Source organism: Pseudomonas sp. GW821-FHT09C09, from assembly GCF_059418105.1.
Genome location: NZ_JBWKPF010000004.1, coordinates 350,858 through 373,746 on the forward strand (window position 1 = coordinate 350,858; position 22,889 = coordinate 373,746).

Consider the following 22,889-nt stretch of genomic DNA (forward strand, 5'->3'; position numbering starts at 1 on the left):
TAGGCCGCGGATTCTACCAGACCTTTTCAATCACGCAAGCTGTCACCGAGACCGACCGTCTGCTAGGCTCCCGCCCTTCTTCACCGCCCCGCCTATGAGAATCCTCCGCGTGCCCGACGCCATTCTGCGCCTCGCCCTGCCCTCGCCCCTGCGCCGCCTGTTCGACTATCGGGCCCCGGCCGGCGTGCTGCGTTCGCAGTTGCAGCCGGGCATGCGCCTGCGGGTGCCGTTCGGTCGGCGGGAGATGATCGGGATTCTGGTGGAGGTCACTGACACCAGTGAAGTGCCGGTGGAGAAGCTCAAACCGGCGCTCGCGCTGCTGGACGCCACCCCACCGCTGCCGCCGGCACTGTTCAAGCTGTGCCTGTGGACCGCCCAGTATTACCAGCACAGCCTTGGCGACACCTTGAGCTGGGCACTGCCGGTGCTGCTGCGCCAAGGCGAACTGGCCGAAGCCCGCCAGGAACGCTTCTGGTCCGCCGCCCCCGGCGCCAGCCTCGACGACCCGCGTATCGCCCGCGCCCCGCGCCAGCGAGAAGCTCTGGCGACACTGGCCCAGCATCCTCATGGCGTCGCCCATCAGTTGCTGAGCAAACTGATGCTGAGCAAGGACAGCCTCGACCTGCTGCTGGCCAAGGATCTGGTGCAGGTGGAAGTGCGCCGCCATGCCCCCGGCGCGCGCCACGAACACTGGCTGGCCCAGCCCGAGCTGCCGCTCAACAGCGAGCAACGCGCCGCGTACGAGGCGATTCGCGCCGGGTTCGACAGTTATCACGCGTTCCTGCTGGCCGGGGTCACCGGCAGCGGCAAGACCGAAGTCTATTTACAGCTGATCCGCGAAACCCTCGAGGCCGGCAAGCAGGCACTGGTGCTGATCCCGGAGATCAACCTCGGCCCGCAGACCCTGGCCCGCTTCGAACAACGTTTCAATGCGCGCATCGCCCTGCTGCACTCGGCGGTCAATGACCGCGATCGCCTCGATGCCTGGCTCGCTGCCCGGGATGGCGAGGCCGACATTATTATCGGCACCCGCTCGGCGCTGTTCACCCCGATGAAAAATCCGGGGCTGATCATCATCGACGAAGAACACGACGGCTCCTATAAACAGCAGGAGGGCCTGCGCTACCACGCGCGGGATCTGGCACTGGTGCGCGCGCGGCAGGAAAACATCCCGATCGTGCTCGGTTCCGCGACGCCATCCCTGGAAAGCCTGCACAACGCCTACACCGGTCGGTACGGACTCCTGCGCCTGAACGAACGGGCCGGCGGCGCCAAGCAGCCACGCTTCCTGCGCCTGGATGTGAAAAGCCGTCCGCTGGACAGCGGTATTTCCGGGCCGATGCAGCAAGCCATCGGCCAGACCCTCGCCGCCGGCCAGCAGGTGCTGGTGTTCCTCAACCGCCGAGGGTTTGCTCCAACCCTGCTGTGCCACGATTGCGGCTGGATGTCCGAATGCCAGCGCTGCGATGCGCGGATGACCGTGCACCAGCGCTACGGCGAGCTGCGCTGCCACCACTGCGGTTACGTCGAGCGCGTGCCGCGCCAGTGCCCGAAGTGCAACAAGGTCGATCTGCGGCCGGTGGGCGCCGGCACCGAGCGCGCCGAGGAACGGCTGGCGATTCTGTTCCCGGACTATCCGGTACTGCGCGTCGACCGCGACAGCACCTCGCGCAAGGATGCGATGAACCAGTTGTTCGCCACGATCCAGAAAGGCCAGCCGTGCATCCTGGTCGGCACCCAGATGTTGGCCAAGGGTCACCACTTCCCCCGGGTCACCCTTGTGTCGATCCTCGATGCCGACGGCGGGCTGTTTTCCGGCGACTTCCGCGCCAGCGAACGCATGGCGCAGTTGATCGTGCAGGTCGCCGGGCGCGCCGGGCGTGCGGAGGAGCCGGGCAAGGTGATCATCCAGACCCATCTGGCCGACCATCCTTTATTGGTTCAACTGACCGAGCAGGGTTATTTCGCCTTCGCTGAACAAGCCCTGAGCGAACGCCGCGCCGCCGGCCTGCCGCCGTTCGCCCACCTCGCCCTGCTGCGGGCCGAAGCGCACAAGCCGGGGCAGGCCGAAGGTTTTCTCGATGAGGCCTGCAGCGAGGCCGAGCGTTTGCTGGCCGAACAGAATCTGACCGGCATTGAACTGCTGGGACCGGTGCCGGCACCGATGGAACGCCGGGCCGGGCGCTTCCGCGCGCAACTGCTCTTGCAGGCCACGGCCCGGGCGCCGCTGCACCGCTTGCTGGCGAGCTGGCTGCTGGTGCTGGAGCAGATGCCGAGCGGCCGAGCGGTGCGCTGGTCGCTGGATGTCGATCCGGTGGATCTGTACTGACCGGGCAAAACCGCTCGAATTGTCACCACACATCCACATCCTGCCTGCTAAGGTTGGCAAGCCCGTCTTCGCAACGGATAATGCCGAGTTTTTCCACCCGCGCATCGATGCGCCGCCGCGCTTGCGGTCGAAAGAGAAGACCATGAAAGACACCATTCGCCAGCTGATCCAACAAGCCCTCACCCAACTCGTCAACGAAGGTGTGTTGCCTGAAGGCCTGACGCCGGCGATCCAGGTGGAAAACGCCCGGGACAAGACCCACGGCGACTTCGCCAGCAACATCGCGATGATGCTGGCCAAGCCTGCGGGCATGAAGCCGCGTGACCTGGCGGAAAAGATCATCGCCGCCCTGCCGGCCGACGAGAACGTCACCAAGGCCGAAATCGCCGGCCCCGGCTTTATCAATTTCTTCCAGAACACTCAAGCGCTGGCCTCGCGCCTCGACGCCGCACTGGCCGACGCTCACGTTGGCGTGCGCAAGGCCGGCCCGGCGCAACGCACCGTGGTCGACCTGTCGGCGCCGAACCTGGCCAAAGAGATGCACGTCGGCCACCTGCGTTCGACCATCATCGGCGACGGCGTGGCCCGTGTGCTCGAATTCCTCGGCGATACCGTGATCCGTCAGAACCACGTCGGCGACTGGGGCACCCAGTTCGGCATGCTGATGGCGTATCTGCAGGAAAACCCGATCACCAGCGACGAACTGTCGGACCTGGAAAACTTCTACCGCGCCGCCAAGCAGCGCTTCGACGAGTCCCCGGAGTTCGCCGATCGCGCCCGTGGCCTGGTGGTCAAGCTGCAGGCCGGCGATGCCGAATGCCTGGCGCTGTGGACCAAGTTCAAGGACATCTCGCTGTCGCACTGCCAGAAGATCTACGAACTGCTCAACGTCAAACTGACCATGGCCGACGTGATGGGCGAAAGCGCCTACAACGATGACCTGATCAACGTGGTCAACGACCTGAAAGCCGCCGGCATGCTGGTTGAAAGCAACGGCGCCCAGTGCGTGTTCCTCGACGAATTCAAGAACGCCGAAGGCGAGCCACTGCCGGTGATCATCGTCAAGGCTGACGGCGGTTACCTGTACGCCACCACCGACCTGGCCGCCGTGCGCTACCGCAGCGGCAAACTGAAGGCCGACCGTGCGCTGTACTTCGTCGACCAGCGTCAGGCCCTGCACTTCCAGCAAGTGTTCGCCGTGGCGCGCAAGGCCGGTTTCGTGACCCATCCGATGGAAATGGAGCACATGGGCTTCGGCACCATGAACGGTGCCGACGGCCGTCCGTTCAAGACCCGTGACGGCGGCACCGTGAAGCTGATCGATCTGCTGACCGAAGCTCAGGAACGTGCCTACACCCTGGTGAAAGACAAGAATCCGGAGCTGGCCGAAGACGAGCTGCGCAACATCGCCAAAGTCGTGGGCATCGGCGCGGTGAAATACGCCGACCTGTCGAAGCACCGCACCAGCGACTACAGCTTCAACTTCGACCTGATGCTCAACTTCGAAGGCAACACCGCGCCATACCTGCTGTACGCCTACACTCGCGTGGCCGGCGTATTCCGCAAACTGGGCAAGGATTTCAGCGAAGTCGACGGCCAGATCGTCCTCGAAGCGGCGCACGAACAGGAGCTTGCGGCCAAACTGGCGCAGTTCGGTGAAGTGCTGAACAACGTCGCGGAAAAGGGCACGCCACACACTCTGTGCACCTACCTGTACGACGTGGCCGGCCTGTTCTCCAGCTTCTACGAGAACTGCCCGATCCTCGCCGCCGAGACCCCGGCACAAATGCAAAGCCGTCTGCGCCTCGCTGCGCTGACCGGCCGTACCCTCAAGCAAGGCCTGGAACTGCTCGGCCTGGAAACCCTGGAGCGTATGTAAGTTGGCTGCCAAGAAAAAACCTGCACCCAAGCGTGGCGCCAGCCGTTACCAAGCTCCTGCGAAGCAACCGATCCCGGGCTGGCTGTGGATGGCCATCGGCCTGACGGTCGGTGCGTTCATCGTGTTCCTGATGAAACTGGAGCCGGGCAAGGGCAGCGACACGGTCAAGCGCGAGAAGGTCGAGCAACAGCAACAACAGAAAGCCACCAAGATCGCCGAGGCCAACAAGACCCCGCCGAGCCCGACGCAACCGGTGAAGCCGAAGTACGACTTCTACACCCTGCTGCCGGAATCGGAAGTGATCGTGCCGCCTGACGCCGTGCCGGAGAAAACCCTGCCGACGCCACAGGTGCCGGCGATCCCGACCACGCCGGTGACTCCGGCTGAAGCGGCGAAGATCGACACGGCGCGCGCCCAGGCTGCGCTGGCCGGGATCACCCCGCCGCCAGCGCCACCGGTGACCAAGGCTGCACCGGTGACCAAGTTCTTCCTGCAGGCCGGCTCGTTCCGCAAGCAGACAGATGCCGACAAGGTCCGCGCGCAGATCATTCTGCTCGGCCAGGCGGTAGCGGTTGAGTCCGGAACCGTGAAGGATGAAACCTGGTACCGCGTACTGGTCGGTCCGTTCAGCAACCGCGAACAACTGACCACCGCCCAGAAACAACTGGCGGGCGCCGGTTTCAGCAACCTGTTGTTACAACAACGCCAGAGCCGCTGATTCCCCCTGAATGATCCTTCCCCCGCTCTGCGTGGGGAGGATCAGCGCGACAACACCGCTCGTCCCCTCTCCCTCCCCGCAGTTGAAATCCTCTCCACCACCCCCATATGAATGGGCATAAGGCATTTTCGCCCCGCAGTGTGGAGACTCTTCCCTTGACCACCATCGTTTCAGTCCGCCGCCACGGCAAAGTCGTCATGGGCGGCGACGGCCAGGTTTCTCTCGGCAACACCGTGATGAAAGGCAACGCGAAGAAAGTTCGCCGCCTGTACCACGGCCAGGTCATCGCCGGTTTCGCCGGTGCCACCGCCGACGCCTTTACCCTGTTCGAACGTTTCGAAGGCCAGCTCGAGAAACATCAGGGCCACCTGATCCGCGCCGCCGTCGAACTCGCCAAAGAATGGCGCACCGACCGCTCCCTGAGCCGCCTCGAAGCGATGCTCGCGGTCGCCAACAAGGACGCCTCCCTGATCATCACCGGCAACGGTGACGTAGTCGAACCGGAAAACGGCCTGATCGCCATGGGTTCCGGTGGCGGTTACGCCCAGGCCGCTGCCAGCGCGCTGCTGAAGAAGACCGACCTGTCGGCCCGCGAAATCGTCGAGACCGCTCTCGGGATCGCCGCCGACATCTGTGTATTCACCAACCACACCCAGACCATTGAGGAGCAGGATCTCGCTGAAGAAGCCTGAGTCGGCCCTGCGCCACGGCTTGTTTCTGCTTGAGGACCGTCAATTATTATGTCCATGACTCCCCGCGAAATCGTCCACGAACTCAACCGCCATATCATCGGCCAGGACGATGCCAAGCGCGCCGTCGCGATTGCCCTGCGCAACCGCTGGCGCCGCATGCAGCTGCCTGAAGAGCTGCGTGTTGAAGTGACCCCGAAGAACATCCTGATGATCGGCCCGACCGGTGTCGGTAAAACCGAGATCGCCCGTCGCCTGGCCAAGCTGGCCAACGCGCCGTTCATCAAGGTCGAAGCGACCAAGTTCACTGAAGTCGGCTACGTCGGCCGTGACGTCGAATCGATCATCCGTGATCTGGCCGATGCCGCGATCAAGATGCTGCGCGAGCAGGAAATGACCCGCGTGCGCCACCGCGCCGAAGACGCTGCCGAGGACCGCATCCTCGACGCCCTGCTGCCGCCGGCACGCATGGGCTTCGGCAACGAAGACGCGCCGACCCAGGATTCCAACACTCGCCAGCTGTTCCGCAAGCGCCTGCGCGAAGGTCAGCTGGACGACAAGGAAATCGAGATCGAAGTCGCCGAAATGGCCGGCATCGAGATCGCCACGCCGCCGGGCATGGAAGAAATGACCAACCAGCTGCAGTCCCTGTTCGCCAACATGGGCAAGGGCAAGAAGAAGGCCCGCAAGCTCAAGGTCAAGGAAGCGCTGAAGCTGGTGCGCGATGAAGAAGCCGGTCGCCTGGTCAACGAAGAAGAGTTGAAGGCCAAGGCCCTGGAAGCGGTCGAACAGCACGGCATCGTGTTCATCGACGAAATCGACAAGGTCGCCAAGCGCGGCAACGTCGGCGGCGCCGATGTGTCCCGCGAAGGCGTACAGCGTGACCTGCTGCCGCTGATCGAAGGCTGCACCGTCAACACCAAGCTGGGCATGGTCAAGACCGACCACATCCTGTTCATCGCCTCCGGTGCGTTCCACCTGAGCAAGCCGAGCGATCTGGTGCCGGAGCTGCAAGGCCGTCTGCCGATCCGCGTCGAACTCAAGGCCCTGAGCCCGGAAGACTTCGAGCGCATCCTCAGCGAACCGCACGCCTCGCTCACCGAGCAATACTGCGCGCTGCTGAAGACCGAAGGCCTGAACATCCAGTTCCAGCCTGAAGGCATCAAGCGTCTGGCGGAGATCGCCTGGCAGGTCAACGAAAAGACCGAGAACATCGGTGCCCGTCGCCTGCACACGCTGCTCGAGCGTCTGCTGGAAGAGGTGTCGTTCAGCGCCGGCGATCTGGCCAGCGCCCACGACGACAAGGCGATTCTGATCGACGCCGAGTACGTCAACAGCCACCTGGGTGAATTGGCGCAGAACGAAGATCTGTCCCGTTATATCCTGTAAGCCATACTTACAGTGGTCGTGAAACTGTGGGAGCCATCGGCTCCCACAATTTTTTCCACCTGACGGAACACCGGCGATGACCCAACTCCCCACCGACATCAAACTGCACAAAGCCTCGAAAACCCTGTCGCTCAAATACGCGTCCGGCGAGGAATACACCCTGCCCGCCGAATTCCTGCGCGTGCATTCCCCTTCCGCCGAGGTCCAGGGCCACGGCAAACCGATCCTGCAATTCGGCAAGCTCCACGTCGGCCTGACCAAGGTAGAACCGGCCGGTCAGTACGCACTGAAACTGACCTTCGACGACGGTCATGACAGCGGCCTGTTCACCTGGGATTACCTCTACGAACTGGGGCGACGTTATGACGCACTCTGGGCGGATTATCTGGCCGAGCTCAAGGCCGCCGGCAAAACCCGCGACCCGGACGAGTCCGTCGTCAAGCTGATGCTCTAGTCCGCGCCTCGGACTGTTTAGAGGGCATTTTCTAAATTCATCTGTTTGAATGCTCCGCTAAAGCGGCCCGGGATCGGCTGCTTGCGAAAAAAATTAAACTCGGGTAACCAATGGAGCTGGCAAGTTCCCTGCAGTGCTCTACGACTGTAAAGCAGCTATGCAGAATCAACGGTCACCCGAGCAGTAGTACCTGGCATTGGCTGTGGAACTGCACAGCAGAAACCGGGTACTCGTCTCAGGACAATGGAGCGTCGTAGATGAGTAACAAGAATAACGATGATTTGAAGTACCAAGCCTCGGAAAACACCCTGGGGCTGAATCCTGTCGTTGGGCTTCGCGGAAAGGATCTGCTGGCCTCTGCTCGAATGGTGCTGACCCAGGCCATCAAACAACCGATCCATAGCGTCAAACACGTCACTCATTTCGGCATCGAACTGAAGAACGTGCTGTTCGGCAAATCAGAACTGCAACCGGCAGGCGATGACCGTCGCTTCGTCGACCCGGCGTGGAGTCAGAACCCGCTGTACAAACGTTACCTGCAAACCTATCTGGCGTGGCGCAAGGAACTCCATGCCTGGATCGACGACAGCAGCCTCTCGCCCAAGGACATCGCGCGCGGCCACTTCGTGATCAACCTGATGACCGAAGCCATGGCGCCGACCAACACCGCAGCCAACCCGGCAGCGGTCAAACGCTTCTTCGAAACCGGCGGCAAGAGCCTGCTCGACGGCCTCTCGCATCTGGCCAAGGATCTGGTGCACAACGGCGGCATGCCGAGCCAGGTCAACATGGGCGCCTTCGAAGTCGGCAAGACCCTGGGCGTGAGCGAAGGCGCGGTGGTGTTTCGCAACGACGTGCTGGAGCTGATCCAGTACAAGCCGATCACCGAGCAAGTCCACGAGCGCCCGCTGCTGGTGGTGCCACCGCAGATCAACAAGTTCTACGTATTCGACCTGAGCCCGGACAAGAGCCTGGCGCGCTTCTGCCTGCGCAACAATGTGCAGACCTTCATCGTCAGCTGGCGCAACCCGACCAAGGAACAGCGCGAGTGGGGCCTCTCGACCTACATCGAAGCCCTGAAGGAAGCGGTCGACGTGGTCACCGCGATCACCGGCAGCAAGGACGTCAACATGCTGGGCGCCTGCTCCGGCGGCATCACCTGCACCGCCCTGCTCGGCCACTACGCCGCCACCGGCGAAAACAAGGTCAATGCCCTGACCCTGCTGGTCAGCGTGCTGGACACCACCCTGGACAGTGACGTCGCCCTGTTCGTCGACGAGCAGACGCTGGAGATGGCCAAGCGTCATTCGTATCAGGCCGGCGTGCTGGAAGGCAAAGACATGGCCAAGGTCTTCGCCTGGATGCGCCCCAACGATCTGATCTGGAACTACTGGGTCAACAACTACCTGCTCGGCAACGAGCCGCCGGTGTTCGACATCCTGTTCTGGAACAACGACACCACCCGGTTGCCGGCGGCGTTCCACGGCGACCTGATCGAGATGTTCAAAAACAACCCACTGACCCGTCCCGATGCACTGGAAGTGTGCGGCACGCCGATCGACCTCAAGAAGGTCACGGCCGACATCTTCTCGCTGGCCGGCACCAACGACCACATCACTCCGTGGAAGTCCTGCTACAAGTCGGCGCAGCTGTTTGGCGGCAAGGTGGAATTCGTGCTGTCCAGCAGCGGGCATATCCAGAGCATTCTGAACCCGCCGGGCAACCCGAAATCGCGCTACATGACCAGCGACGAAATGACCGCCAATGCCGATGACTGGCAGGAAAACTCGACCAAGCACGCCGATTCCTGGTGGCTGCACTGGCAGGCCTGGCAGGCGGCGCGTTCGGGCGAACTGAAAAAGGCACCGACGAAGCTGGGTAACAAGGCATATCCGGCAGGTGAAGCCTCGCCGGGCACCTACGTACACGAGCGGTAACCGATACACCTCACTCCCTGCGGGGAGTGAGGTGAACACTGAGATTGCGACCCACAGGGCCCTGAAGCATGCCGCAACCGTTCATCTTCCGTACCGTCGAGCTGGATGGCCAGACCCTCCGGACCGCCGTACGCCCCGGCAAGCCTCACTTGACGCCCTTGCTGATTTTCAACGGCATCGGCGCCAACCTGGAGCTGGTGTTTCCTTTTGTCGCGGCGCTGGATCCGGACCTGGAAGTGATCGCCTTCGACGTGCCCGGTGTCGGTGGTTCTTCGACGCCGAGCCGGCCGTATCGCTTTCCGGGCCTGGCCAAACTCACGGCACGGATGCTCGATTACCTCGACTACGGCCAGGTCAATGTGATCGGCGTGTCCTGGGGTGGCGCGCTGGCGCAGCAATTCGCCCATGACTATCCCGAGCGCTGCAAGAAGCTGGTACTGGCCGCCACGGCGGCGGGCGCGGTGATGGTGCCGGGCAAGCCTAAGGTGCTGTGGATGATGGCCAGTCCGCGCCGCTACATCCAGCCGTCCCATGTGATCCGCATTGCCCCGATGATCTACGGCGGCTCGTTCCGTCGCGACCCGACGCTCGCCGCCAGCCATGCGGCCAAGGTGCGTTCGGCGGGCAAGCTCGGCTACTACTGGCAACTGTTCGCGGGCCTTGGCTGGACCAGCATTCACTGGCTGCACAAGATCCATCAGCCGACCCTGGTGCTGGCCGGCGACGATGATCCGCTGATCCCGCTGATCAACATGCGCCTGCTCGCCTGGCGGATCCCCAACGCGCAATTGCACATCATCGATGACGGGCATCTGTTCCTCATCACCCGGGCCGAAGCCGTGGCGCCGATCATCATGAAGTTTCTCCAGGAGGAACGTCTTCGCGCAGTGATGCACCCCCACCCGACACCGCTGGGCGGATAACCGGCCCGGTCCGGTTTTCTGGACAGCTCCTTGCAGAGCTTTTTCAACGTGCGTGGCAGGACGCCGCGCAGGCAACAAGCCGCAACAGCGTCTATGGTGTTCTGGTTCGGTGTGTTTGTTTTTGACCTGAAGACGAAGGAGTGTTGAGTCATGCGCGACAAACCAGCGACGGGCGTAGTGCCCAGTCCCGCCGTTTTCATCAATGCACAAAGTGCAATGACCGGCCTGCGAGGCCGCGACCTGATTTCGACGTTGCGCAGTGTAGCCGCCCATGGTCTGCGCAACCCCATTCACAGCGCGAAGCACGCGTTGAAACTCGGTGGCGCGCTCGGACGCGTGCTGCTCGGTGAAACCCTGCACCCGACCAACCCCAATGACAGCCGGTTCGCCGATCCGGCCTGGAGTCTCAACCCGTTTTACCGCCGGGGCCTGCAGGCCTATCTGAGCTGGCAGAAACAGGTGAAGAGCTGGATCGACGAAAGCAGCATGAGCGACGACGACCGCGCCCGCGCGCACTTCGCTTTTTCCCTGATCAACGACGCCGTGGCGCCCTCCAACACGCTGCTCAATCCGCTGGCGATCAAGGAGCTGTTCAACTCCGGCGGCCACAGTCTGGTACGCGGTTTGAGTCATCTTTTCGATGACCTGCTGCACAACGACGGCCTGCCGCGCCAGGTGACCAAACAGGCTTTCGAAGTCGGCAAGACTGTCGCCACCACCACCGGTTCGGTGGTGTTTCGCAACGAACTGCTCGAGCTGATCCAGTACAAGCCGATGAGCGAAAAGCAGTATTCGAAACCGCTGCTGGTGGTGCCGCCGCAAATCAACAAGTACTACATTTTCGACCTGAGCCCGAGCAACAGCTTCGTCCAGTACGCCCTGAAGAACAGCCTGCAGACCTTCATGATCAGCTGGCGCAACCCGGACGTGCGTCATCGCGAGTGGGGCCTGTCGACCTACGTCGAGGCCGTGGAAGAAGCGATGAACATCTGCCGGGCGATCACCGGCGCCCGCGAGGTCAACCTCATGGGTGCCTGCGCTGGCGGGCTGACCATCGCTGCGCTGCAGGGGCACTTGCAGGCCAAGCGGCAGTTGCGGCGGGTCTCCAGCGCGACCTATCTGGTGAGCCTGCTCGACAGTCAGATCGACTCCCCGGCGACGCTGTTCGCCGACGAACAGACCCTCGAAGCGGCCAAGCGCCGTTCCTATCAGAAAGGCGTGCTGGACGGTCGCGACATGGCCAGGGTGTTCGCCTGGATGCGGCCCAACGATCTGATCTGGAGCTACTTCGTCAACAACTACCTGCTGGGCAAGGAGCCGCCGGCGTTCGACATCCTCTACTGGAACAACGACAGCACCCGCCTGCCCGCCGCGTTTCATGGCGATCTGCTGGACTTCTTCAAGCACAACCCGCTGATTCATTCGGGCGGCCTGGAAGTCTGCGGCACGCCGATCGACCTGCAGAAAGTCACGGTCGACAGTTTCAGCGTGGCCGGCATGAACGACCACATCACGCCCTGGGACGCGGTCTATCGCTCGACCCTGCTGCTGGGCGGCGAGCGGCGCTTCGTGCTGTCCAACAGCGGCCACGTCCAGAGCATTCTCAACCCGCCGAGCAACCCCAAGGCCAACTACGTCGAAAACGGCAAGATGAGCAGCGACCCTCGCGCCTGGTACTACGACGCGAAAAAAGTCGACGGCAGTTGGTGGCCGCAGTGGCTGGAATGGGTCCAGCAGCGCTCCGGCACCCTGCGCGAAACCCAGATGGCCCTTGGCAACGCGAACTATCCACCGATGGAGGCGGCGCCCGGCACTTACGTGCGTGTGCGCTGACCGGCCCCAACCGCCTTTTAAGAAGACTGGATGAAAACAAGCGAACGGATCCTCGAATGTGCCCTGCAGTTGTTCAACGAGAAGGGCGAGCCGAACGTCTCCACCATGGAGGTTGCCAATGAAATGGGGATCAGCCCCGGCAACCTCTACTACCATTTCCACGGCAAGGAGCCGCTGATCCTCGGGCTGTTCGAGCGCTTTCAGAGCGAGTTGGCGCCCTTGCTCGACCCGCCCGCCGATGTCGAACTGGCACCGGAGGATTACTGGCTGTTCCTGCATTTGATCGTCGAGCGGCTGGCGCAGTACCGGTTCCTGTTCCAGGACCTGTCGAACCTGGCCGGACGTCTGCCGAAACTGGCCAAGGGCATCCGCAATTTTCTCAACGTCCTGAAACGCACGCTGGCGTCACTGCTGGCGCGGTTGAAGGCCTCGGGGCAACTGGTCAGCGATACCCAGGCGCTGGGGCAACTGGTGGAGCAGATCACCATGACGCTGCTGTTCTCGCTGGACTATCAGCGGATTCTTGATCGCGAGGGGGAAGTGAGGCTGGTGGTTTACCAGATCATGATGCTGGTTGCGCCGCATTTGTTGCCGCCGGTGAAGGTGGCGACGGAGAGAATGGCTTTGCAATACCTCGAAGATCACGAGTGACCGCCCAAACAAAAACGCCCGACCTTCACAGGCCGGGCGTTTTCTTGAGCCCTGAAAATCAGGACTGACTGGTCGGCGTCGACGGAGTCGATGCAACAGTCGAAACAGGTGCCGGGGTTGGAGCCGAGGCGGAGTTCGACGTGCTGGCCAGTGCTTGCGGTGTGGTCACCGGTTTTGGTGCGGCAGCTTTCGGCGCAGCGGCTTTCGGCGCGGCCGGTTTTTTCACTGCAGGTTTTTTCGCTGCAGCCGGTTTGGCGGCAGGCTTGGCAGCGGGTTTGGCGGCAGCGGTTTTCGCTGCTGGCTTGGCCGCTGGTTTTGCAGCAGGTTTGGCGGCGGCCTTGGCGGCGACCGGTTTGGCTGCGGCTTTTACTGCAGGCTTGGCCGCAGCGGTTTTGGCTGCTGGTTTTGCTGCCGGTTTGGCGGCGGCTTTAGCCAGTGGCTTGGCAGCGGTTTTGGCCGCAGGCTTGGCTGCTGCGGTTTTGGCCGCGACAGGTTGGGTTTTCAGGCCGGTGAGTTTCTCGATCTGCTTGGTCAGGGTATCGACCTTCTTGTGCAGATCCTTCACCTCATTGCGGCTCGGTACGCCCAGGCGCGAAATCGCACTGTTCAGGCGCTTGTCGAAAGCCCCTTCCAGCTGATCCCAGGTGCCCAGCGCGCGATCTTTCACGCCGCTGATGCGCGATTTGGCCGAGCTCGCGGTGTCCTTGGCAGCATCGACTTTCTTGCCGACCGCAGCCTTGGTGAGCTTCTCGGCTTTCTCGCCGTCTTTGACCAATGTATCGAAGAGCTTGCTGCCGTCAGTGTCGATCTTCGAGTACACGCCTAAACCAGCCAGCCAGATCTTGCGGGAATAGTCTTCGACTTTTCCGATCCACGAGCTGCCTTCTTTATCGGTGTTCTTTTTACCAGCCATCCCGTTCTCCTTAAGATTTACGCGCGACGCGTTCGAGCAATGCCGTCAGCTCATCGAGCTTAGCAGAGAGTGCCTCAACGTCATGTTTAGACGGAATGCCGATACGATTCAAGGCACTGGCGACACGCGTGTCGAACGCCTTCTCGACCTTGTCGAGCTGAACTTCGACGCGACCTTTGAAAGAGCTGACTTCACTCTTGGCTTCGTCGATCTCGGCGTTGGCCGCTTCGAGTTTTTCGGTGACGGCTTTTTTGCCTTTCTTTTCAACAGTTTGACCAGCCTTGATCAACTCCTGAAAGTACTCGCTGCCCTCCTGACCGACCTTGGTGTAGGCACCCAGGCCTGCCAGCCAGATCTTGCGGGCATAGGATTTGACGTCGCTCAGGGCTGAAGTCGAGGCGTCGATTTTTTTCTTCAAAATAGCTTTGGCCATGGTGCACCTCACGCGCAGAAGGTTTGAGGAACTGCCCTGACGAGTGTCGGGCTCAGGCACAAAGTAGGGAGAAAAATTAGAAACGGCACCCTAACAACTGACATAAAAGGCAGGTGCACGAGAAAAGAAAGGGGAGCCCGAAGCTCCCCGTTTGTCCTGATCAGACCAGCGCTTTATCCAGCGCCTTTTCGATCTCGGCTTTGATCATGCCGCTCATGGCCGACATCATCAGGCCCAGCTCGACATCGACCCGGATCGAATCCTCGGCCACATGCACCGCACCCTTCACGCCCGAACGCTTGAGGTTCAGGGTGTCACCCGCCCACTGCGGCTCGAGGCCATATTGATCGGAGAGTTTCTGCGCCAGTTTGTCGGCTTTCTCGCGGGCAACTTCCTTGCCCAGGCTGTGGGCACGCTCAACACTGATATGGGCCATTGAATGACTCCTGCTTTTTGAATGGGGCTATGAATGCCTGCAACGAATCTTGACCGCCACTGCGGCAAATCGTCCCGAAGGTTGACCATCTTACCTTTAGCCATTCCAAGACAAAGCATGGCTTGGGGATTAGAATGTCGCGCATTCTCTTTTGGTGACAGCGATATGACTGATCAGCGCAAAGGCAGCGATGCCGAACCCACCACTCACTTCGGCTTCAAAAACGTTCCGGAAAGCCAGAAAGCGGAAAAAGTCGCTGAGGTGTTCCACTCCGTGGCCGCCAAGTACGACCTGATGAACGACCTTCTGTCGGGCGGCATGCACCGTCTGTGGAAGCGCTTCGCGATCGAGCTGTCGGGCGTGCGCGCCGGCAACCGCGTGCTGGACATCGCCGGCGGCACCGGCGACCTGACCAAAAAGTTCTCGCACCTGGTCGGCCCGACCGGTCAGGTCGTTCTCGCGGACATCAACGAATCCATGCTCAAGGTCGGCCGTGACCGCCTGCTGGATGTCGGCGTGTCGGGCAACGTCGAGTTCGTCCAGGCCGACGCAGAAAAACTGCCGTTCCCGGATAACCATTTCGACTGTGTGACCATCGCCTTCGGCCTGCGCAACGTGACGCATAAAGAAGACGCCCTGCGCTCGATGCTGCGCGTACTCAAGCCCGGCGGCCGTCTGCTGGTGCTGGAATTCTCCAAGCCGACCAACGCGCTGATGTCCAAGGCCTACGACGCCTACTCGTTCGCCTTCATGCCGTTGATGGGCAAGCTGATCACCAACGACTCGGAGAGCTATCGCTACCTGGCCGAATCGATCCGCATGCACCCGAATCAGGAAACCCTGAAGTCGATGATGGTCGACGCCGGTTTCGACCGCGTGACCTATCACAACATGACCGCAGGCATCGTCGCCCTGCACCGCGGCATCAAACCCTGATGCTGCTGACCGGGCTGCTGGCCAGCGTCGAACTCGGCCTGAACCGCGTGCTGCGTCTCGACAGCACGGCGCTGCCGCGACTGGCGCATCTGACCGGCAAAGTGATTGCCGTGGATTGCCGCAGCCCGGCGTTGCAACTGTTCATCCTGCCGAGCGACGAAGGTTTGATGCTGGCGTCCCGTTGGGAAACCGGCGTCGACTGCACCCTGCGCGCCCCGGCCTCGAGCCTGGTGAAACTGGCCCTGAGCAAGGACAAGACCGCGGTGCTGCACGCACCGGAAGTCGAACTCGACGGCGACAGCGGCGTGCTGCTGGAACTGGCGGGCGTGCTGCAGGACCTTGAGCTGGACTGGGAGTACGAACTCTCGCGCTGGCTCGGCCCGGTCGCCACGCAACTGGTCGGCGGTCACCTGCGCAGCCGCGCCCGCTGGTATCAACAAGGATTTGCCAGCCTCAACCAGAACCTCGCCGAATACCTGGCCGAAGAATCGCGCACCCTCGTCGGGCAGCGCGAAGCCGAAGCCCGCTTCAGCGAACTGGACCGGATCAAACTCGATCTGGAACGTCTCGAGGCGCGCTTCGAGCGCCTTTCCCGATCCCTCGACCCAAGCGATAACGCATGAAGCTGCTCGCCGTCCGCCGTCTGTTGCGCATCCAGCGCGTCGTGATCCGCTACCGCCTCGATGATCTGCTGTTCGATCTGCCTTTGCCTTGGTTCCTGCTGGCGCTGCGCTATGTCCTGCCGTGGCGCTGGTTCCCGCGCAAGCCGCTGGACCTGAGCCGTGGCGCACGCCTGCGCCTGGCCTTGCAGGACCTGGGGCCGATCTTCATCAAGTTCGGGCAGATCCTCTCGACCCGCCGCGACCTGCTGCCGGAAGACATCGCCGATGAGCTGATGCTGTTGCAGGACCGCGTGCCGCCGTTCGATTCGCAGCTGTCGGTCAAACTGATCGAAGAACAGCTGGGCAAGAAGATCAGCGAAGTATTCAGCCGCTTCGACGTCGAACCACTGGCCTCGGCCTCGGTGGCGCAAGTGCATGCCGCGCAGCTGAAGACCGGCGAAGAAGTGGTGGTCAAGGTGATCCGCCCGGGCCTGAAACCGGTGATCGCCCAGGATCTGGCGTGGCTGTTCATCCTTGCCCGCGCGGCCGAGAAGGTCTCCGCCGACGCCCGCCTGCTGCACCCGGTGGACGTGGTCAGCGACTACGAAAAAACCATCTATGACGAACTCGATTTGCTGCGCGAGGCGGCCAACGCCAGCCAGTTGAAGCGCAACTTCGAAGGCTCCCCGCTGCTCTACGTGCCGCAAGTCTATTGGGACTGGTGCCGGCCGAAAGTGCTGGTGATGGAGCGTATCTACGGGATTCAGGTGACGGACCTGGCGACCCTCGCCGACCAGCGCACCGACATGAAAATGCTTGCCGAACGCGGCGTGGAGATCTTCTTCACCCAGGTGTTCCGTGACAGTTTCTTCCACGCCGACATGCACCCGGGCAACATCTTCGTCAGCACCGTCAATCCGTGGAGCCCGCAGTACATTGCGATCGACTGCGGCATCGTCGGCAGCCTGACCCCGGAAGACCAGGATTATCTGGCGCGCAACCTGTTCGCCTTCTTCAAGCGCGACTACCGCCGCGTGGCGCAATTGCACATCGATTCGGGCTGGGTGCCGGCGGAAACCAAACTCAACGAATTCGAAGCGGCGATCCGCACCGTGTGCGAGCCGATCTTCGAAAAACCGTTAAAAGATATTTCATTTGGCCAGGTGCTGATGCGCCTGTTCCAGACTGCGCGCCGCTTCAACATGGAAGTGCAGCCGCAACTCGTGTTGCTGCAAAAGACCCTGCTGAACATCGAAGGCCTGGGCCGTCAGCTGTACCCGGATCTGGACCTGTGGAACACCGCGCAGCCGTTCCTCGAACGCTGGATGCGCGAACGCGTCAGCCCGAAAGCCTTGATCGGCAACGTACAGAGCCAGTTCGAACAGCTGCCGCACCTGGCCAACATGGCCCGCGACCTGCTCGAGCGCATGTCCCAGCCCCACGCCAACGACCCGCCACCACCGTGGAAAAAGCGCAAGGACGACTGGTTCCTGCGCCTGCTCGGCAGCGCCCATCTGGCGGGCGGCACGATCCTCGCCGCCGGTGGCCCGCTGAATGAACTGGGGCATTGGCCCGCCGGGATCATGGTGGCAGTCGGCTTGTATCTGGTCGTTCGCCGATAGCCAGTTGCGTGATCGGCTGGCACACTGTTTCAACGCCTGAACCCGACTATTGAAGTGTGGGTTCGCTGTCGGAGTCGAAGATGAAAAACTGGCTGGACGAGATCAAGTGGGACGCCGATGGCCTGGTGCCGGCGATTGCCCAGGATCACAAGACCGGACGCGTGCTGATGATGGCCTGGATGAACCGCGAAGCCCTGGAGCTGACCGCATCCGAAAACCGTGCCATCTACTGGTCACGTTCCCGTGGCAAGCTGTGGCGCAAGGGCGAAGAGTCCGGCCATGTGCAGACCCTGCATGAAATGCGTCTGGACTGCGACGCCGACGTGATCATCCTGATGGTTGAACAGATTGGCGACATCGCTTGCCATACCGGCCGTCAGAGCTGCTTCTACCGCGTCTTCGAAAACGGCGACTGGAAAACGGTCGACCCGGTCCTGAAAGACCCGCACGCCATCTATTCCGCAGGACACAAACATGAGTGACACCCTGACCCGCCTCGCTCAGGTACTTGAAGAGCGCAAGGGCGCTGCTGCCGACAGCTCATATGTAGCTAGTCTGTATCACAAGGGCCTGAACAAGATTCTGGAGAAGGTCGGCGAAGAGTCGGTCGAAACGATCATTGCCGCCAAGGACGCCGCCGTCAGCGGTGACTGCAGCGACGTGATCTACGAGACCGCCGACCTGTGGTTCCACAGCATGGTCATGCTCGCCCAGCTGGGGCAGCATCCGCAGGCTGTACTCGACGAACTGGATCGTCGCTTCGGCCTGTCCGGACACGTCGAGAAAGCCTCGCGTCCGTCCGCCTGAACAACTTTTAGAGAGGAACAGCAACATGGGCATTTTTGACTGGAAACACTGGATCGTCATTCTGGTTGTCGTGGTGCTGGTGTTCGGCACCAAGAAACTGAAAAACCTCGGCACCGACGTCGGCGAGTCGATCAAGGGCTTCCGTAAAGCCATGAACGACGACGAAAAACCGGCCGATCCGACCGTCACGCCTGCGCAGCCGGTGCCACCGGTCCAGCCGCAAGCCACCGCTCAGGCCAACCCGCCGCACACCATCGACGTGCAGGCGCAGAAAGTCGAAGAGCCGATCCGCAAAGACGTGTGAGCACTGACTAATGTTTGGTATCAGCTTCTCTGAACTGCTGCTCGTCGGTCTCGTTGCCCTGCTGGTGCTGGGCCCCGAGCGTTTGCCGGGTGCCGCGCGCACCGCCGGCCTGTGGGTCGGGCGGCTGAAGCGCAGCTTCAACGCGATCAAACAGGAAGTTGAACGTGAAATCGGTGCCGACGAAATCCGTCGGCAACTGCACAACGAACACATCCTGTCGCTGGAGCAGGAGGCGCGGAAGATCTTCACGCCACCGGTTCAGCAGGAGCCGACGCCGGTGCAGCCGGCGTCAGACCAGACGCCAACGCCGCCTGTCGCAGAGCAAACGATTCATGCGCCGGCGAGCGTCGAACACGTCTCTGCCGCAGCCGCTGAAACTGCCCCGGTCATGAAACCGATCGAACCCGTTGCTCCAGCCGCCGCGCCAGCCACACCAGCGCCCCAAGACACTACTTTGCCGCCGCGAGCCCCATGAGCGATCTCCCCGAAAACGACCAGCACATGCCGCTGGTATCGCACCTCACCGAGTTGCGCACCCGCCTGCTGCGTTGCGTCGCGGCAATCTTCATCATCTTCGCCGGGCTGTTCGCCTTCACCCAGCAGATCTACACCTTCGTCTCGACGCCGCTGCGCCAGTACCTGCCGGCCGGCGCGACGATGATCGCCACCGACGTGTCGTCGCCGTTCCTGACGCCGCTGAAGCTGACGATGATGGTCTCGCTGTTCCTCGCGATTCCGGTGATCCTGCACCAGATCTGGGGCTTCATCGCACCGGGCCTGTACAAGCACGAGAAGCGTGTGGCGGTGCCGTTGCTGATTTCCAGCATCCTGCTGTTCTACACCGGCATGGCGTTCGCCTACTTCTTCGTGTTCCCGCTGATCTTCAAGTTCTTCGCCTCGGCCACCCCCGCCGGCGTGGAAATGATGACCGACATCACCAGCTACCTCGATTTCGTCATGACGCTGTTCTTCGCCTTTGGCGTGGCGTTCGAAATCCCGGTGGCCGTGGTGCTGCTGGTGTGGATCGGCGTGGTCGACGTCAAATACCTGAAGAAGATCCGCCCGTACGTGATCATCGGCTGCTTCGTGGTCGGCATGATCCTGACCCCGCCGGACATCTTCTCCCAGACCCTGCTGGCCGTACCGATGTGGATGCTGTTTGAAGTCGGCATTCTGTTCGGCAGCCTGGTCAGCAAGCGCGAGCGCCCGGACGAAACCGTCGACGACCACAACGACCAGCCGCCAGCGACCCAGCCATGAACCTGCTGTTGTTAGAAGAGGCCGATTTCATTGCGGCCGACCGCGTCGTGCTGCGCGACCGGCGCCTGACCCACATGCAGGAAGTCCATCGCTCGGAAGTCGGCGACAGCCTGCGGGTCGGGCGTATCAACGGCTTGATGGGCTCCGCCGAGCTGCTGCGCCTGGAAGCGGGCGAAGCCGAGCTGCAGGTCACCCTTGATCAGCCACCACCGGCCAAACTGCCGCTGACCCTGGTACTCGCCCTGCCTCGCCCGAAGATGCTGCGTCGGGTGTTCCAGACCGTGGCGACCATGGGTGTGTCGAAGGTGATTCTGGTCAACAGCTATCGCGTCGAGAAAAGCTTCTGGCAGACGCCGTTTCTGGAGCCGGAAGCGATTCGCGAGAACCTGATCCTCGGCCTCGAACAGGCCCGGGATACCGTGCTGCCGGAAATCATCATCGAGAAGCGCTTCAAGCCGTTCGTTGAAGACCGCCTGCCGGCCATCAGCGACGGCACCCTCGGTCTGGTCGGCCATCCGGGCAACTTCCCGCCCTGCCCTCGCGCCTTGAGCGAACCGGTGACCCTGGCCATCGGCCCGGAAGGTGGCTGGATTCCCTACGAAATCGACCTGCTGGGCAAATCCGGCCTGCAACCGGTGCAACTCGGCGATCGCATCCTGCGGGTCGAAACCGCCGTCACCGCCCTGCTCGCCCGTCTGTTCTGAACCTGCCGGCGCCATTCGGCGCCGGACAAATCGCGTTACAGATTGCCATCATCCAGCCGATACAGTCTCCATAAGTCCAATTAGTGGTCCGAGGGGAGTCGTCGCATGTACCGTTGGTTAGCCGAGAATCTTGGAAACGTCAGCGTCAAACGCAAGCTGGGCATCGGTTTCGGCCTGGTGCTGCTGCTGACGCTGTTGATCACCTTCACCGGCTGGACCGGCATGAGCGGCATCATCAGCCGCGGTGACAAACTCGGTTTCATCTCCAGCCTCAACGAGCTGACCAAGGACCTGCGTCTGGCGCGCCTGGACTACGAAATGCGCCGTGGCGAACAAGGCCCGGGCGCGGTCAATGACCTGCTCGGCAAACTTGACAGCGGACTGCAGACCGCTCGCAGCCTGATCGAGCAACCGTCGGACGCAACGAAAGTCGATCAGCAACTGGCGGCCGTCGCCGAGTACAAACGCGCCTTCGCCGACATGGTGCAGGCCGGCGCCAACCGCGAAGATGCCCGCAGCAAGCTGGGCGCCACCGCCGACAACGCCGTGGCCAAGGTCGCCGAAGTCGAAAAATCCATGCTGCAGGGCGACAGCGTTGCCCAGTTCAACGCGGTGATCGACCTGAGCAAGCTGATCCAGCAGGCGCGCTTCCAGGTCCGTGGCTACACCTACAGCGGCAAGACCGAAGCCGAGCAACCGGCCCTCGACGCCATCGACAACGCCCTGAAAAACCTCGAGACCCTGCCGGCCAAACTGCCCGAGCAACACATCGCCAACCTGCAACAGGCCACCGACTCGCTCAAGGCCTATCGCGCAGCCGTCAGCCAGTTCCGCGACTCTCAGGTGGCCAGCGCCAAGGCTCTGGCCCGCATGTCGGTGCAGGGCGACATCCTGCTCGATGTCAGCAAGCAGCTCACCGAATCCCAGACCGTCGTTCGCGACACCGACGCCGCCAGCGCCAAGAACCAGTTGCTGATCGCCACCCTGCTGGCCGTGGCCTTCGGTCTGCTGGCCGCCTGGGCGATTACCCGACAGATCATCATTCCACTGAACCAGACCCTGAAAGTCGCCGAACGCGTAGCCTCCGGCGACCTGACCCACAACCTGATCTCCCAGCGCCGCGACGAACTCGGCCAGTTGCAGCGTTCGATGCAGAGCATGACCCAGGGTCTGCGCGAACTGATCGGCGGCATCAGCGACGGCGTCACCCAGATCGCCAGCGCCGCCGAAGAACTGTCCGCCGTGACCGAACAGACCAGCGCCGGCGTGAACAATCAGAAAGTCGAGACCGATCAGGTCGCCACCGCCATGAACGAAATGGCTGCCACCGTGCAGGAAGTCGCGCGAAACGCCGAGGAGGCTTCGGAAGCCGCCGTCGCCGCTGACCAGCAGGCCCGCGAAGGCGACAAGGTGGTCGGTGAAGCCATTGCCCAGATCGAACGTCTGGCCACTGAAGTCGGCCATTCCACCGAGGCCATGGGCGAGCTCAAGCGCGAAAGCGACAAGATCGGCAGCGTGCTCGACGTGATCAAGTCCGTGGCCCAGCAAACCAACCTGCTGGCCCTCAACGCCGCCATCGAAGCGGCCCGTGCCGGTGAAGCCGGTCGCGGTTTTGCGGTGGTCGCCGACGAAGTCCGCAGCCTCGCCCAGCGCACCCAGAAGTCCACCGAAGAGATCGAAGAGCTGATCGTCGGCCTGCAGAACGGCACCCAGCAAGTGGCGACGATCATGGACAACAGCCGTACCCTGACCGACAGCAGCGTCGAGCTGACCCGCCGTGCCGGTGGTTCGCTGGAAAGCATCACCCGCACCGTCTCGGCAATTCAGGCGATGAACCAGCAGATCGCCGCGGCGGCCGAGCAGCAGAGCGCCGTGGCCGAAGAGATCAACCGCAGCGTGCTGAACGTGCGGGATGTGTCGGATCAGACGTCGGCAGCGAGTGAAGAGACGGCGGCGTCCAGCGTCGAACTGGCGCGCCTGGGCACTCACCTGCAAACGCTGGTGGGGCGGTTCAAGGTTTAAACCGCGCAAACAAAAAAATCGCAGCCATTGGCTGCGATTTTTTTTGCC

23 protein-coding genes and 1 pseudogene are annotated in these 22,889 nt (G+C 62.2%); 21 read left to right on the forward strand and 3 right to left on the reverse strand.

Translation table 11 applies throughout. The annotated features are described in order from the left end of the window. Positions 1-109: 109 nt before the first annotated feature. The 10 genes from AC07NR_RS15075 to AC07NR_RS15120 all read left to right on the forward strand — a co-directional run bounded on the left by AC07NR_RS15075 (position 110) and on the right by AC07NR_RS15120 (position 12,802). Positions 110-2,329: a primosomal protein N' gene (locus AC07NR_RS15075; RefSeq protein WP_423204732.1), complete on the forward strand. Its 2,220-nt coding sequence runs from the start codon at positions 110-112 to the stop codon at positions 2,327-2,329. Between the two features lie 142 nt (positions 2,330-2,471). Continuing rightward, positions 2,472-4,208, forward strand: coding sequence for an arginine--tRNA ligase (gene argS / locus AC07NR_RS15080; protein ID WP_134825209.1), 1,737 nt, complete (start codon positions 2,472-2,474; stop codon positions 4,206-4,208). Position 4,209: 1 nt separating this feature from the next. Then, positions 4,210-4,926: an SPOR domain-containing protein gene (locus AC07NR_RS15085; protein WP_085711050.1), complete on the forward strand. Its 717-nt coding sequence runs from the start codon at positions 4,210-4,212 to the stop codon at positions 4,924-4,926. Between the two features lie 155 nt (positions 4,927-5,081). Continuing rightward, positions 5,082-5,618, forward strand: a complete 537-nt coding sequence (gene hslV / locus AC07NR_RS15090; RefSeq protein ID WP_003220875.1) for an ATP-dependent protease subunit HslV — start codon at positions 5,082-5,084, stop codon at positions 5,616-5,618. Between the two features lie 48 nt (positions 5,619-5,666). Then, complete coding sequence (gene hslU / locus AC07NR_RS15095; RefSeq protein ID WP_085711049.1) at positions 5,667-7,004, forward strand: ATP-dependent protease ATPase subunit HslU; 1,338 nt, start codon at positions 5,667-5,669, stop codon at positions 7,002-7,004. 76 nt (positions 7,005-7,080) lie between these two features. Further along, entirely contained in the window at positions 7,081-7,458 is a 378-nt protein-coding gene (locus AC07NR_RS15100) for a gamma-butyrobetaine hydroxylase family protein (RefSeq protein ID WP_085711048.1), read from the forward strand. A gap of 257 nt (positions 7,459-7,715) precedes the next feature. Further along, positions 7,716-9,395 carry a class II poly(R)-hydroxyalkanoic acid synthase gene (gene phaC, locus AC07NR_RS15105; protein WP_495078870.1) on the forward strand — a complete coding sequence of 560 codons (1,680 nt, stop codon included), beginning with the start codon at positions 7,716-7,718 and terminating at the stop codon, positions 9,393-9,395. Positions 9,396-9,463: 68 nt separating this feature from the next. Further along, on the forward strand, positions 9,464-10,318 hold the full coding sequence (gene phaZ / locus AC07NR_RS15110) for a poly(3-hydroxyalkanoate) depolymerase (protein WP_065259455.1): 855 nt from the start codon (positions 9,464-9,466) through the stop codon (positions 10,316-10,318). A gap of 150 nt (positions 10,319-10,468) precedes the next feature. After that, on the forward strand, positions 10,469-12,151 hold the full coding sequence (gene phaC / locus AC07NR_RS15115; RefSeq protein WP_248738600.1) for a class II poly(R)-hydroxyalkanoic acid synthase: 1,683 nt from the start codon (positions 10,469-10,471) through the stop codon (positions 12,149-12,151). A 30-nt stretch (positions 12,152-12,181) separates the two neighbouring features. Beyond that, the gene (locus AC07NR_RS15120; protein ID WP_085711045.1) at positions 12,182-12,802 is read left to right on the forward strand and encodes a TetR/AcrR family transcriptional regulator; all 621 of its coding nucleotides are present in this window, start codon (positions 12,182-12,184) and stop codon (positions 12,800-12,802) included. A 58-nt stretch (positions 12,803-12,860) separates the two neighbouring features. Here AC07NR_RS15120 and AC07NR_RS15125 read toward each other — a convergent pair whose 3' ends face one another. From AC07NR_RS15125 to AC07NR_RS15135, 3 genes are all read right to left on the reverse strand, one after another. Next, a complete protein-coding gene (locus AC07NR_RS15125; protein WP_495078871.1) occupies positions 12,861-13,715 on the reverse strand; it encodes a phasin family protein in 855 nt (284 codons plus the stop codon). Between the two features lie 10 nt (positions 13,716-13,725). Further along, positions 13,726-14,148 (reverse strand): phasin family protein, encoded by a 423-nt coding sequence (locus tag AC07NR_RS15130; RefSeq protein ID WP_248738603.1) that lies wholly within the window; start codon positions 14,146-14,148, stop codon positions 13,726-13,728. A 160-nt stretch (positions 14,149-14,308) separates the two neighbouring features. After that, positions 14,309-14,584 (reverse strand): polyhydroxyalkanoic acid system family protein, encoded by a 276-nt coding sequence (locus tag AC07NR_RS15135; protein WP_085711042.1) that lies wholly within the window; start codon positions 14,582-14,584, stop codon positions 14,309-14,311. Positions 14,585-14,749: 165 nt separating this feature from the next. Between AC07NR_RS15135 and ubiE the strand changes: the two genes are divergently transcribed. The 11 genes and pseudogenes from ubiE to AC07NR_RS15190 all read left to right on the forward strand — a co-directional run bounded on the left by ubiE (position 14,750) and on the right by AC07NR_RS15190 (position 22,841). Further along, entirely contained in the window at positions 14,750-15,520 is a 771-nt protein-coding gene (ubiE, locus tag AC07NR_RS15140; protein ID WP_007952418.1) for a bifunctional demethylmenaquinone methyltransferase/2-methoxy-6-polyprenyl-1,4-benzoquinol methylase UbiE, read from the forward strand. Then, positions 15,520-16,143, forward strand: coding sequence for a ubiquinone biosynthesis accessory factor UbiJ (locus AC07NR_RS15145; RefSeq protein WP_039772453.1), 624 nt, complete (start codon positions 15,520-15,522; stop codon positions 16,141-16,143). The genes ubiE and AC07NR_RS15145 overlap by 1 nt, the downstream gene beginning before the upstream one ends. Beyond that, a complete protein-coding gene (ubiB, locus tag AC07NR_RS15150) occupies positions 16,140-17,744 on the forward strand; it encodes a ubiquinone biosynthesis regulatory protein kinase UbiB (protein WP_085683997.1) in 1,605 nt (534 codons plus the stop codon). The genes AC07NR_RS15145 and ubiB overlap by 4 nt, the downstream gene beginning before the upstream one ends. A gap of 80 nt (positions 17,745-17,824) precedes the next feature. Continuing rightward, positions 17,825-18,226, forward strand: coding sequence for a phosphoribosyl-AMP cyclohydrolase (gene hisI, locus AC07NR_RS15155; RefSeq protein ID WP_025110285.1), 402 nt, complete (start codon positions 17,825-17,827; stop codon positions 18,224-18,226). Beyond that, the gene (locus AC07NR_RS15160; RefSeq protein ID WP_007952422.1) at positions 18,219-18,551 is read left to right on the forward strand and encodes a phosphoribosyl-ATP diphosphatase; all 333 of its coding nucleotides are present in this window, start codon (positions 18,219-18,221) and stop codon (positions 18,549-18,551) included. Before hisI ends, AC07NR_RS15160 begins: the two co-directional genes overlap by 8 nt. A 25-nt stretch (positions 18,552-18,576) precedes the next feature. Further along, the gene (locus tag AC07NR_RS15165; RefSeq protein ID WP_007952423.1) at positions 18,577-18,855 is read left to right on the forward strand and encodes a twin-arginine translocase TatA/TatE family subunit; all 279 of its coding nucleotides are present in this window, start codon (positions 18,577-18,579) and stop codon (positions 18,853-18,855) included. A gap of 10 nt (positions 18,856-18,865) precedes the next feature. Then, positions 18,866-19,330, forward strand: coding sequence for a Sec-independent protein translocase protein TatB (tatB, locus tag AC07NR_RS15170; RefSeq protein WP_495078872.1), 465 nt, complete (start codon positions 18,866-18,868; stop codon positions 19,328-19,330). Then, the gene (gene tatC / locus AC07NR_RS15175) at positions 19,327-20,115 is read left to right on the forward strand and encodes a twin-arginine translocase subunit TatC (protein ID WP_065261773.1); all 789 of its coding nucleotides are present in this window, start codon (positions 19,327-19,329) and stop codon (positions 20,113-20,115) included. The genes tatB and tatC overlap by 4 nt, the downstream gene beginning before the upstream one ends. Further along, complete coding sequence (locus tag AC07NR_RS15180; RefSeq protein ID WP_423204728.1) at positions 20,112-20,819, forward strand: 16S rRNA (uracil(1498)-N(3))-methyltransferase; 708 nt, start codon at positions 20,112-20,114, stop codon at positions 20,817-20,819. Before tatC ends, AC07NR_RS15180 begins: the two co-directional genes overlap by 4 nt. A 222-nt stretch (positions 20,820-21,041) precedes the next feature. Continuing rightward, positions 21,042-21,986 (forward strand): annotated as a pseudogene (locus tag AC07NR_RS15185) (methyl-accepting chemotaxis protein); the annotation flags it as partial. A 141-nt stretch (positions 21,987-22,127) separates the two neighbouring features. Then, positions 22,128-22,841, forward strand: coding sequence for a methyl-accepting chemotaxis protein (locus tag AC07NR_RS15190; RefSeq protein ID WP_371320914.1), 714 nt, complete (start codon positions 22,128-22,130; stop codon positions 22,839-22,841). The last annotated feature ends 48 nt before the right edge of the window (positions 22,842-22,889 follow it).